The organism is bacterium (assembly GCA_030646995.1).
Taxonomy (GTDB): Bacteria; Patescibacteriota; Minisyncoccia; order UBA6257; family WO2-44-18; genus JAUSKF01.
Genome location: JAUSKF010000006.1, coordinates 21,384 through 33,909, shown reverse-complemented (window position 1 = coordinate 33,909; position 12,526 = coordinate 21,384). Strand labels below are relative to the sequence as shown.

The 12,526-nt window shown below is 45.1% G+C and carries 11 protein-coding genes; 1 reads left to right on the top strand and 10 read right to left on the bottom strand.

The genetic code is table 11. The features are described 5' to 3' along the window. Nucleotides 1-2: 2 nt before the first annotated feature. The 9 genes from Q7S83_03495 to Q7S83_03455 all read right to left on the bottom strand — a co-directional run bounded on the left by Q7S83_03495 (nucleotide 3) and on the right by Q7S83_03455 (nucleotide 10,510). Complete coding sequence (locus Q7S83_03495; GenBank protein ID MDO8467173.1) at nucleotides 3-716, bottom strand: acylneuraminate cytidylyltransferase family protein; 714 nt, start codon at nucleotides 714-716, stop codon at nucleotides 3-5. A gap of 72 nt (nucleotides 717-788) precedes the next feature. Beyond that, on the bottom strand, nucleotides 789-1,946 hold the full coding sequence (gene neuC / locus Q7S83_03490) for a UDP-N-acetylglucosamine 2-epimerase (GenBank protein MDO8467172.1): 1,158 nt from the start codon (nucleotides 1,944-1,946) through the stop codon (nucleotides 789-791). An 84-nt stretch (nucleotides 1,947-2,030) separates the two neighbouring features. Next, nucleotides 2,031-2,720: a methyltransferase domain-containing protein gene (locus tag Q7S83_03485; protein MDO8467171.1), complete on the bottom strand. Its 690-nt coding sequence runs from the start codon at nucleotides 2,718-2,720 to the stop codon at nucleotides 2,031-2,033. Beyond that, on the bottom strand, nucleotides 2,717-4,063 hold the full coding sequence (locus tag Q7S83_03480; protein MDO8467170.1) for a CDP-glycerol glycerophosphotransferase family protein: 1,347 nt from the start codon (nucleotides 4,061-4,063) through the stop codon (nucleotides 2,717-2,719). Before Q7S83_03480 ends, Q7S83_03485 begins: the two co-directional genes overlap by 4 nt. Continuing rightward, nucleotides 4,063-5,460: a hypothetical protein gene (locus Q7S83_03475; protein ID MDO8467169.1), complete on the bottom strand. Its 1,398-nt coding sequence runs from the start codon at nucleotides 5,458-5,460 to the stop codon at nucleotides 4,063-4,065. The genes Q7S83_03480 and Q7S83_03475 overlap by 1 nt, the downstream gene beginning before the upstream one ends. Next, nucleotides 5,450-6,553 carry a glycosyltransferase family 4 protein gene (locus Q7S83_03470; protein ID MDO8467168.1) on the bottom strand — a complete coding sequence of 368 codons (1,104 nt, stop codon included), beginning with the start codon at nucleotides 6,551-6,553 and terminating at the stop codon, nucleotides 5,450-5,452. Before Q7S83_03470 ends, Q7S83_03475 begins: the two co-directional genes overlap by 11 nt. A gap of 2 nt (nucleotides 6,554-6,555) precedes the next feature. Then, nucleotides 6,556-7,614, bottom strand: a complete 1,059-nt coding sequence (locus tag Q7S83_03465; GenBank protein ID MDO8467167.1) for a glycosyltransferase — start codon at nucleotides 7,612-7,614, stop codon at nucleotides 6,556-6,558. Next, nucleotides 7,614-8,252 carry a class I SAM-dependent methyltransferase gene (locus Q7S83_03460; protein MDO8467166.1) on the bottom strand — a complete coding sequence of 213 codons (639 nt, stop codon included), beginning with the start codon at nucleotides 8,250-8,252 and terminating at the stop codon, nucleotides 7,614-7,616. Before Q7S83_03460 ends, Q7S83_03465 begins: the two co-directional genes overlap by 1 nt. Before the next feature lie 2 nt (nucleotides 8,253-8,254). Beyond that, complete coding sequence (locus Q7S83_03455) at nucleotides 8,255-10,510, bottom strand: glycosyltransferase family 4 protein (protein ID MDO8467165.1); 2,256 nt, start codon at nucleotides 10,508-10,510, stop codon at nucleotides 8,255-8,257. Between the two features lie 44 nt (nucleotides 10,511-10,554). On the opposite strand from Q7S83_03455, the gene Q7S83_03450 reads away from it, so the two are divergent. Continuing rightward, a complete protein-coding gene (locus Q7S83_03450; protein ID MDO8467164.1) occupies nucleotides 10,555-11,676 on the top strand; it encodes a glycosyltransferase in 1,122 nt (373 codons plus the stop codon). On the opposite strand, the gene Q7S83_03445 is transcribed toward Q7S83_03450, so the two are convergent. After that, nucleotides 11,666-12,460 carry a hypothetical protein gene (locus Q7S83_03445; GenBank protein ID MDO8467163.1) on the bottom strand — a complete coding sequence of 265 codons (795 nt, stop codon included), beginning with the start codon at nucleotides 12,458-12,460 and terminating at the stop codon, nucleotides 11,666-11,668. The two genes, Q7S83_03450 and Q7S83_03445, sit on opposite strands and share 11 nt — an antisense overlap. Nucleotides 12,461-12,526: the final 66 nt, after the last annotated feature.

Sequence of the window (12,526 nt, the reverse complement as noted above, 5' to 3'; positions counted from 1 at the left end):
CTCTAGCCGTATTTCTTAACCAGGACTTCCGCTATTTCCCAATCAAAAGCATTGTTGATATCGTGCGCGGTTGCCGGGTCCACCGGTAAACCTACTCTTTTACCCGGTTCAATTTTATTTTCTTTCAGAAAAAGGTCACGATTGAACCAATAAACGCTCGCGAAGGCGTAGCGTTTCGGATCGGATTGCCTAGTCGGGTGCTGATAATGTAATTCCGGTTGATCAAATTCTAAATACCCGCTCTCGGTGAGATGGCGCACGTGATATGGATGGAATGGGCGCGGCAATTCGATAGTAGTAATTCCTGAATCAGCTCCTTTGGAAACCAAAAGTTCGAATAGAGCATCTATCTGCTCAGTTTTCACGAATGGAGAAGTCGGCTGGATCATCAACACAAATTCCGGCGCAAAATTTTCATTTTGCTGTAACCATTCTAGGGTATGGCGGACCACCGGCAACATCGGGGTGCTGTCTTGGGCTATCTCCGCCGGACGCAAAAAGGGGACTTCGGCACCCGCGGCCTTGGCAACTTCCGCTATCTTTGGATCGTCGGTGGTGACGATTACCCGACTAACGAACCGGCTTTTTTTGGCTGCTTCAATGCTGTAGGCGATCAGCGGCTTTCCGGCTAATAACTTAGTATTCTTGCCCGGTAGCCCCTTGGATCCGCCACGAGCAGGAATAATCGCAACGGCACTATGTTCATAATTTATCATGTAAACCAATCTCAATATAACTGCGCACGCATTATTTTACAACAAATTAAAAACCCGGCCTTTCTAGCCGGGTTAACTTTTACGCAAAAGTTTTTCGTTGATCTCTACTGCTTTCAGAGCCGCAAAAATCTTTTCGGAGGCATGCCCATCGCCCAATCTCTGCCCACAACTCTTCAAAATATCCCGCAAATCGCCAGAGGGGTTGATCGCCTTACCCACGGCGTTCACGATGGAATTTATTTCCGTTGCGGAGTTGATGATGTTCAGCTCGTGATCACGCCCTCGCTGCCGATCTCCGACATTGACTGCCGGCAGATGAAAATAAGGAGCCTCGACCAAGGCGGCGGAAGAATTTCCAATCAGGGCACTGGCACCGGCCATCAACCCCAAGAAGTCTAAGTTATCGATGTTCTTGTAAACCCGAAGGTGGTCAAAAACGTCTTCTTTTTTCGCGGCGTTGATTGTGCTAATCACTTCCTCATGACCGGGATCAGAGCAAGGATGAACGACGATCGTCCTAATCCTCCATACGTGCATAACCGCAACCAGGATGTCCGTCATCACTTGTCGATTCTCGGCAGGGGTAAGAAAGGTGTCGGGATGATACAACACGAGAACGTACTCACCGGGCGCATCATAACGCTTCTTCATCTCACCGACATCGGAGTACTGCTTTCCCACGATCCGATCGATATACAAAGACCCGACAACTCGGATTCTCCAATCATCTTCTCCAAGTGCGCGGATCTTCTGGGCTGCCTTCTCTGTTTCCGGAAAATGCAAATGTGCCAACTTGGTAATCGCATGACGCTGAACATCATCGATGTTTCCGGAAGTCTCGCCTCCTTGGGTGTGAGTAACGGGGATGCCAAGATTGAGAGCTGCAAATGCTGCCATCAAATGTTCTCCGCGATCTCCGTGCACCATCAGAATATTCGGCTTAAGACGCTCGAGCGCCGGAGCCAAGCCTTCTAGGCAGGCACCAAGATTCGTTGCGCGAGCCACCGGAGAATCTGAGCTGGAGGAATTCATCGGAACCACTTCCATATCTACGTTAGGGAAAAATCCTTTCACCTCTTTTGCGGTCGCTCCGAATTTATCGGAAGCGTGCATATCGCTCAAAATGATCTGCAATTCTAGATCAGGATCATTCTCGATTAAACGCATCAAGTTCAGATAAGCCCCGAATCCACCGCGCTTACCGGAGAACACACAAATTTTTCTGCGCAATTTTGATTTCCTTTAAAAAACTGATATAAAACAACTAGCCACAATTTAAGATAAAGAGGCGGATCAGTCAATCATCCTGAAATCTTATTCCTTGTTCTTCAATACAAAATAAGTATAGCGGCCAAACCACTGATTTGCGGGCAAAATCTTCCAAAAAGCTCGTAGGCGGCTGAAGATGTGGTACTTAAACTCCGGCTTGGAATAACCCATCTCCAACAATTTAAAATTATTCAAAAATGCCTTTTTAAAAGTCGCTTTAGTAAAAAAGGTGATGTGATTGTCACTTTCCAGCCAATGATATAGATTGCCGCGGGATAAAAAGAGCAGGCGATTTAAAATATGAAATGGATTCGGCATAGAAACAGTAAAAATACCGCCGGGCTTTAAAACCCGACTTACCTCACGAACAAAATAATATGGATTCTCCAAATGCTCTATGGTCTGCAAAGAAACTACTGCGTCAAAGGAATGGTCCGGCCAAGGTATCGGTTGCAGACAAACATCGCCTGTTTTGAAATTAAATTTCTTCGCTTCCGGCTGGCGATAGTCGTCAATATCCAATCCGTTGACGTTGGAATAGCCGTTTTTCGCCAACTGTAACAAAAATCCGCCGCTAGCAGAGGCGCAATCCAAAATCGCTCCATCTTTATCGGGGACATACCGCTGGACCAAGCTTAAAGCCCGGCCACTACGGATATCCCAGCTAGCGTGCTGTTGTAGCGCCATCAACTCATCTGGAGAATTCTTTATATCTTCGGGGCTCAAATATTTCATAGATTATCAGTGATCGCTGCCGCCAAACGCTCCCCGGATCTTCCGTCTAAATCCTGGCAGAAACTATTTGCTAACCGTCGACGACCCTCTTCTCCGCGCTTAGGCTGACTAAGACCTTCTTTTATATACTCTACCAGCTCTCCCCGGCTTTTGGCGACCCTAAGCTCGCCTAACCTGATCGCCGCATCCTGGTGTTCGTAATCATAATATCGACTCAATCTTTGCCAATAGGGCTTTATTTTTTCTCCATCAAAACCGATCAAGATCGTTGGCTTATTGAATAGAGAAGCATCTAAGATCACACTCGACGGCCCAGTAACTACTACATCGCTGTGGTAGAGAAGATTAGCAAAGTGGGCATCGTCTTTTTTCGCTAATAAAGCCTCCGCTAAATTATCCGAGTTGGTTGGTCGGTCAAAAACCATATTAGCGGGTCGCGCGAAATCCCCTAGGTCCAACTCTCCAAATATAGGAAAGCGGGCGACCACTTGCTCCCCAATGGAAGCGATCGTTTTGAATAAAAATGGGTTCAAAGACTTGTCGCCGGTCCAAATATCGCTGGGTGGGGCAAAAAATATAAGTTTTTTAGCCGGATCCAACCCGATCCTTTTGAAAAAATCTTCTCGGGATGTCCGAGTACCGGTTATATAGGAATCATAGTGTGGCACGCCGACTACGACCACACGATCAGCGGGGACGCTGTGGTAGGCGACTGCCTGGCTTTTGATATTGTCTGTTTGAACTACTAACAAATCGGGCAGGGTGCGCAGCAACCCCTTAGTGGTCATGCTGTCCCACGAGCGCGACATACCCACGCTGTTCACTCCCCGTCGCCGAGCGGCCCGGATAAGCGCGGTATCGCTTAACTCCTGCACACGTAGATCTTGAATATCTGTGGCAAACACCAAATCTGGCCGATAACGATCAAAAAGATAGTCAAAGCCACCGCTAGGCATAAAGGCATCGAAATAACGAAACGCTCGGCGAATAAGCGGCCGACCACCAAACCAATTCATGGCCGACGTGAAAAAATATCGCGCATAATTACGGTCCTTTCCTAACTGAACAAAGCGGTGTATCTCCTTGCTCTTTGTTCTTAATAAATTCCACGCCAACAAGTGAAACAAAAGACCAGGTTTGGACATCGGACGCGTCGGCACCTCCTCCACCGCCACATTCGATCCACCAAATTCCTTACGAAAAAAATCTCCTTTGCCCTGCGGAGCAAGAAGAACAATCTTCAAATCGGTACGGCTGCGCAATTTTTGAAAAAAACTGGTTTCCAAAACATTGCGCGCCACCAGATTAAAAAAACAGGATATAAAAACGGTTTTGGTTTGCATTATTTATTTTTTCGCAATTCTTTAATCGCCTGCAAAGGACGCCGGATCGTACGACGAAAAATTTCGCGGTCATATTCATCAATCTTGAAGAACTGCCGAATCTTAATCCGAAATTCCGGATATTTCTTAATCAGCTGGGAATAAAAGAACCAAACTCTTTCTACGTAAGCCATAGCGTATGCCGCGCCAGCTCCCGCCAATTTAAAGATTGGCAGGAAGATAGTCAAACCCAGCGGCACCATCAATGATTCGTTCAGTAGACGCATCGTTAGCACTCTCTGCTCTTTCAAAACCGTCAAAGTAGCCTTAAGAATCTTATAGAATCCGAAAATAGGCAAAGCCAAAATCATTACCTTGAAGATGGGCATGGCCGGCTGATACTTGGGGAAAATAAACGTCACCACCGGAGGCACGAAGATAAAACTCACTACCATTAGAATCATTCCCAACCAAAAAGCGTACTTAACCGCCCTCTTGAAGATAAAGCTAATTTCCCCCCGATTGTCCGACTTAAGAGCCAGGATCGGGGAAAGCCCATCCAGAGGAAATAGATTCTCGATAAAGGCTATGAGATTGATCGCTAACGAATAAAAAGCGACCGCCTCTGTGTTAATAAAGAACTTCAAGAACCAGGGTGTGACATTTTTGCTGATCTTGGAAAAAACATAACGCAAAACCGTCCAATGGCCATATGTTTTGATTACCCCCCACAAGTGGTTCTCGGCATCGCTAACGACCCCGTGAAATACCTTATAAAAATTCCTCCAAAACAAAACCAAGGTCAGAAACAGCACCGCCACGCCATCGGCTATAACGTGGGCGGTCAGCAGTTGAACTATTGAAAAACTTCCACTCGTAACCAACAAAAATATAATAAGACCCAACTTGGCGACCTCGCGCACGGCCGGATAACTCCAATAAGTAAAGTTCATTATCACTTTCAGAATCAACGACTCCAATGATTGAAGGGATCTGAATATCAGCAGCAAGCTGGCGATCTTTATCAGCAGTCCGATGTCCTCGCTATAAGACTTGGCAATTATGCCGGAAAGGAAAAAAGCGCCGACCGCCATCATGATAGAGATTCCAAGTTTCAACTTTATATACGCCAAATAAAGTTTTTTAGCGGCTCCCCTCAAACCTTTATTAAGATAACTACGCATATCTACCACTACCACTCCATCCATCACATCCAAACTGAAGCCGTCCAGTATGGCTATGAAAGATAGTACTAACTGATACAAACCGAAGTGGAAAACGGAGAGAGTGCTGATGATGAAGTAGGAATTGATTAACCCGATGCCGGTCGCCAGCGTATCAAAAAACCTCTTCAGGGCCTCGCCCTTAAAGAAGTAGTGCAACAAGGAGTGTTTCTGGTCCGAAGCATTAATTATCATTGGCTGAAAGGGCACTATACAATTTATCCACCAAACCATCTAGTCCGTGCTTCTCAACTATAATATCACGCAACCGGCCCCCTATTGCCTCCCTATCTTGAGCCGACAAAGCAGCTAATTTGACCATTTGCTCGGCTAAATCCCGATGATCGCCCTCTTGGAACATCAATAAGCTCTGTAAATCTTCAGGCAGAACATCCCGAAAGGCCAAGTTGCTTACCAAAATCGGAGATCCACACGCCATCGCTTCCAGAGTGCTTTTATCAAAGCTTCCGGTCACGGTCAGGTTCACGAAAATATCATGCTTCCGATAAATCTCCGGAGTGAGAATATTAGCAACCGGCTTTTCAAAACCTATCCGGCCCGACAGGCCCAACCCGGAAACTAATTTCTGAACCTCCCTTAAATATTCCGCCTCCACCGGCTTGCCGGCCGTCGGCGATCCCACCACCGACAATCGCGCGTTAATTCTCTGGGAAGCCAACTGTATCGCGCGGACCAATACCTCCAGCTTCTTTACCGGAGCGATCCGACCCAAAAACAAAAACTTAACAACTGCGGCGTCCTTTCCGCCGGAGGCGGATCCTCCTTCGGAGGACACGGGCCGAGGAAGCGAAGAAAAATTTCCCGTATCTATGCCCTGCTGCAACACTATTAATTTTTTACTGGCATAAGGAAAGGCTCGACGAGTAGAGGTGACGATAATATTCGGGAATATGGCGGCAATCCGCAATTTCAAGTTGGATAAATAGTGGGCATACCAAAGAACCACGCGCTTGCCCAACATCCGCCAGAGCCACCCCGCCAGAATCACATACTCCGGGTTCATGTGGACAAAGACAACATCATACTCCGAACGCAATTTCCAAACTAACCGGAAAAAGTTCCCAAGATATCGGAAACGATTATGCCCCGTCAGCTCTTTGCCCAGAGAATGGACCACTACATTGCCGGGCATCTCCACTTTTCCTTTATACAAACAGATAACATTTATTTTTTCGGTTTTTGCGGCAAGCTTCTCTATCCAACGGTGATAGACGCCAAGCACGTCATCGTTCTTATCAACTTTTTGAGTAATAAATAATAGGCGCATGTTTAAAAAGTTAGACTTTTTTTAAATTGCTCCAAGTATTGCTCCTTGGTCGGCCAATTCTTGAAAAATTCGTTTTGTTTTTCCACTAATTGCCGTCGCTTCTCCGGGCTCTGAATTAATTCCTCAATTATCGCGACCGCTCTTTCTTTGTCGCCAACGGGAAATGTTGCGCCCAAAGCTACGCCAACATCAGTCATTACTACCGGTACGCCCGCAGCCGCTGCTTCAACGGCGGCCATTCCGTACCCTTCGTAATTTGAGGTCAATAAAAACAGGTCGGCCATTTTATAGAAGGAAGCTATGGATTTCGGATTTTCTATAAATTGAACGAGCCACTCAGGCTCCTTGTCGCTGGCTTTATATCCAATATGAAGCCACTTCACTTTGTTGCCTCTGCTCTTTAGCTCCCCAATTATACTATTTGCTAAATCTATATTCTTTTCCGGGCCTTTCCGCGCCACGGTCAGCACCAAGACGTCATCCGGACCAACGACATTTATTTCTCGGCTCTCGGAGATAGCTAAATGAAAAACTTCCCTGTCCACAAAAATAGGCAGGACTACAATTTTCCTTTCTAAATCGGCGTCCAAGGCAATTAAAGATTTTTTAATACGTTCTGAAACTACCCGGATTCGGTCTGCCTTTTTAACCAGCCACTTCGCCAATAAAACCCGGGTACGATGCCTCCAGGACTCCTTGGCAAAAAATGGGCTTAAAAAATCCGTATGAATCTGGATCTGGAAATGGGCCCCTAAAAAAGATTTTAACTTATATCCCACCCAACCCGCCTCAAAAGGGTCCTGCGACGAAACGGTCCAATCACTGCCCTTTTTGCAATTTTTGCGAACATAGCCGAACACGGCTCTTTGGTATCCCACCCGGAATTTATTATTCGTTGGCCAGAGATGAACATTGCCGATTATTTTTTCTTTATACCCTGGTTTTGTGTAAACGATGACATGCAACTCCTCAAACAATTTCCCGTATTCTAAAATTCGAGCGCGCACTTGGCTCGCTTCGTTGAATATCTGACTATCGGTTGATAGTAGTAAAACCTTCATTATTTTTTCAGAACGAAGAATCGGTGATAATGATCCAGCACCGGGCTGACCTCTTTCTCAATCGCAAAGAATTTCCGGATTACCTTCCGAACTTTTCGCAAAGGGGTTTTAAACAAATCTACTTCCCAATAATGCTGGCCGGAAACCTTGATGCCGCCGAAAACCAGCGGAATCCGGAAGTGTATATCCAAAAACATCCGGCGAAGAATCGTGCGAACAAAGGGAAACTTTAAAACCATCTCAAAATAAGTAGATTTATATGGAACAGAAATAAGAACCTTGCCGCTGGAAACTCTTTTTAATTCAGCTAATGCGACCTCAACGTCCTCAAAAGGAAGATGCTCAAGAACCTCAAACGCCGTCACCAGATCAAAACTGTTATCCGGGAAAGGAAGTTTGCGGATATCGGCCACCACATCTGGGCTAAGATCCTTATCAAAATCACAGGTCGAAACCTGATACCCGAGTTTTTTCATATAGTCAGAATAAAACCCGTTTCCTTTTCCAATCTCCAAAACCTTCGCTTCTTTACTGATCGCTTCCTGCGATAGATCGACCTGATAGAAATAGGAAATAAACCGATCAAGGTCGTCGTATTTTTTGCGGAAGTAATGAGTTTTATTTACTTGTACATCCATATTTAATTGCTTATTAATTTTACTAGATTATCGACAGTTCTGGTTATAGAAAATTGTTGGGCTTTCTCCTGGGCATTTTTAACAATCAATTCCCGAAAAGCTTCATCTTGGGAAATTTTCTTTATAGCATCCAATATCTGACCCTTATTGTTTGGCTCAACCAATATGCCCTCTTTATTGTTTTCAATCAATTCAGGCAGGCTGCCAATATTGGTAGTAACAACGGGAACACCTCGATACATCTCTTCAACGACCTGAAAAGAAAAACTCTCGAAAGTGGTATTCAACACAAATATTGAGGCGGCTTCGGCATCGCTAAGTAAAGTTTTTCTATCCTGCGCCCCTACTAATAAAACTCTGTCTTGAAGATCATTTTTGGATATCAGATTCTGCAGTTTTTGTTTGTCCGGGCCATCGCCGTATATTCGAAGGGACCAATCTTTTAGATCCTCTTCTTTCATCAATTCTATTAATACATCAAAGCCCTTCCAGGGGACTAGGCGTCCGGTGGAAGCAATAAGTTTGGCGTTCGAGTTTTGTAGATTTGTTTTCTGAATTCTTTCTAGCTCAATTCCGTTATAGATAGTTTTTACTTTCTCCGGATTTTTTATCCAGCCGCCGACAAGTTTCCTGAAATAATTGCTCGGCGTAATAACTAAATCAGCGCGACCAACAACAAAGCGCTGGATTGCCCGCAACACTCCGACCCGGAAGCCATATTTCTTATTTTGGAACTCGTCTATCGTCTCTTTTACGCCAAAACGCTGGGCCGATTGCTCCCAAGCATAATCTCCGGCGACGCGGATGAAAAACTTTTTGCCGCGAAGTCGGGCGGCGATTAACGCAGGCAAGCCAACACTTACCGGATCTTGCGCGTAAATCGCATCAAAATTTTTCGCCTTCCTCCAGCAATCCCATAAATATAGGAAATGGCGAATTACCTTGGGCTTCTTCCGATAATCCGTGAAGGCCAAATGATCCACTGCAAAGCCACGCTTTGGCAGCTCTTTCTCCATAAGCACCGTATAGGTCGCCGGCCCTCCGATGTCCGGGGGGTATATTCCAGTCGCAATCAACAAACGAGTAGTAAGTAGCAAGTATTTAGTATTAAGGGATTGGAAAATTAAGCTCATTTTTGAAGATATTTCATCCCAAGAATAATTTTTGGCGACCAAAACCCGCCCCGACTCCGAAATCTTTTTGTATAAATCCTTATTCTCTATCAAGAGGTTGATCTTTCTCGCTAAATCCTTCGGATCGTCCACTCGGCAGAAAATGCCCGTTTCTCCATCCTTCAAAAAATCCGGGATGCCGCCGACCGGAGTTCCAATTACAGGCAACCCGGCGGCCATCGCCTCAAGAAATGAGTTTCCCAAGCCCTCCGAGCGAGAGGCGCGGACGAAGATAGTAGCTTGTAGCAAGTAGGAAGGAATGAGATCGGGTTCGACGTGGCCAAGGAACTCTATCTTATCGGAAACACCCAACTGAATGGCCAGGTCCTTTAATTTTTCTTTATCCGGGCCGTCGCCTAAAATTAGTAGCTTGTAGTTAGTAGTATGTAGCAACGGCAACGAAGCAATCAAAATATCTACTCCGTTCTTATGAACTAATCGGGAAGTGGTGATGATCACATAAGGCTCATTAGATGTATTGGTCTTATAAGACTCATAAGTCCTATCGGTCCCATAATCAGACAAATCCACTCCGTTCGGGATCACCTCAATCGGGCAAATAGCTCCGTGGCGCCTAGCAAAATTCGCCAAATACCTACTTATAACTTGTATGCTATCCGCCTTTTTAAATATCTTTCTCCAAAATGGATAAAAAATTCCTACTTTTCTCAAAATATGCGCTTCGGAGTCGCCTTCCTGCAAAGTAAGCAAAAAGGGCACGCTTGGGTGTCGCAACTTAAATATTAAAGCGGCAATGCCGGCATAGGAAGCCATCATTCCCCAAATAGCCGAAAATGGCTGGGAGCGGTGAATCTTTTCGGCAACTCGAACCGCTTGGAAAATATAAAAAATCTTACCGAAAAATCCGCCATAATAACTGCGGGGTGAAATTTCGCCCCGCCCAAGACGCAAAATAGAGCAATTATCGGAGGACTCCGCCGACGGCCAAGCTCGATCAAACTTCTTTGTGAGAATCACAAAGTCACTGGCAGGGTTACGGGAAATAATCTCCTTGACTGCTATTTCCGCGCCCCCCACAAAAGGGTGGTAAGCTAAACTGAAGACGGCAACGCAGGGCTTTGACATTGGTCTTATATTATCTTATAAATTGGTAAAATTAAAGAGTGAATATGAGAACGAAAGTATTATATTTAATCACCAAAGAAGACGTTGGCGGAGCGCAAAAATACGTCCAAGATCTCGCCGACAACTTAAATAAAGATAAATTTGAGGTGAGGGTAGTTACCGGAGGGAAAAAGGGGATTTTCTTCCTCTCCAATTCTTTTTGGCCGCACCTTTTATTCATCAATGACTGGCTGGCAATTGCGGAATTGTTCTTTTTCTTCAAAAAAGAAAAGCCGGATGTAGTACACCTCAACAGCTCAAAGGCCGGCGTGGTGGGAGCAATCGCCGCCAAACTAAGCGGCGTCCCCAAAGTAGTATTTACCGCTCATGGATGGGTTTTTAATCCGGATAACTCCTTGGGGTACTTAAAAAGAAAGCTTTTCACTTTAATACATAGAATGGCCGCCCGGTATCAGGATGTCATAATCAACGTATCCGAATATGACAGAAGCTTGGCGATCCAAAATAAGATTGCTCCATTAAATAAACTGGTGACCATTTATAATGGCTTGGACTGGGAAAACCTTAAATTTTTTGATAAAAAAACCTCCCGCAAGGCGCTGACAACTCTGGCCGGATTAAACCTATCAACTCATCAACTCACAAACTCAATTTGGGTCGGCTCAATCGGCCGGCTAGTCATAGAAAAAAGCTACCGCGACTTCGTTGATGCCGCTGCTTTAGTAAAAAACGAAAATGTACAATTTTTTATAATCGGCGACGGGCCACTGAAAGACCGCTTGCTCTCCAGAATAAAAAAACTGGGCCTGGAAAATAAATTCTACATCGTCAATGGCGTTGCTCCGGCCGCGCCATATATGAAAGCCTTCGATATCTTCCTACTGTCGTCAATCAAAGAAGGTCTGCCCTACACCCTCCTTGAGGCTATGGCCGCCGGACTGCCGGTAATCACCACGCGAGTAGGCGGTATGACCGAGATAGCCACAGATCGCGGCCTGGTGATGCAACCCAATATGCCAGGCGAATTGGCCCGAGCCATCGAGCACCTAATCAACAATAAAGAGGTGGCGGAGCAATTAGCGCAAAAGGGGAATACCTTCCTGAAAGAATCTCTAAACTTAGAGTTGATGGTGGCCGCTACAGAAAAGATCTATCTTAACTCTTAAGAGCAACCACTTCTTCTTCAATGGCTTTTTGTTGAGCTCCGGTCAGGTCAGGAAGCTTCAAAAACTTCTCAAAATACTTTATCGCATTTTCTTTATCTCCGATGTTTTTATAGTAAAAGGCCAGCTGGAGATGCAAATTGAGATCCAATGGCACAACCTTAATTCCTGCGAGCAAAACGTCATCCACTTGGTCAAATTTTTCCTTATAAAAATCACGGTAAAACTCGGCTAAAGCGAGATAGCCATCGCTTATTCCGGGGTCTAGTTTCAAGGCGGCCAAAAAATTTTCTTCCGCTTTTTTATTATCTGATAAATATCCCGAATAAAGCTTGCCAAGATTACTGTAAGACATTGAGGCATTCGGATTTAGCAGTTTGGCATATTCCCAAACATCACGAGCGCCGATATAATTATTAAAAACTTTTTTCACCAACCCGACGTCTATCCAGTTAGTCTCATCTTTAGGGTTTTCATTCACCAACTTAATAATTCCGAGTAATTTCTTTTGCTGCGCCTCCACGAATTCTTTCGGATAACCGGAAAGCTCTTTTGGGGAAGCCAAAAAATTTAAATCCTGCCCTTTGTACTTCGGAGTACTATCAATAACAATCGGCTTCTCGGCCGGCTTTTCTGGAGAGCTGGTTGCTAGAACGATGCCGTCATCGCTCTGACCTTGCGTCGGAGTAACCACATCGCCTTTCGGTTTGTAATAATTAGAATAAAAAACGGCGGTAGACGCACCGATTACAACTAGTCCTCCTAAAGTTAATAAGATTTTCTTCATGATCTTAGATTACTGGAATTCTAACAGATTTTAATCTAATTTCCAACCCTTCTTCCCCAAATCAAA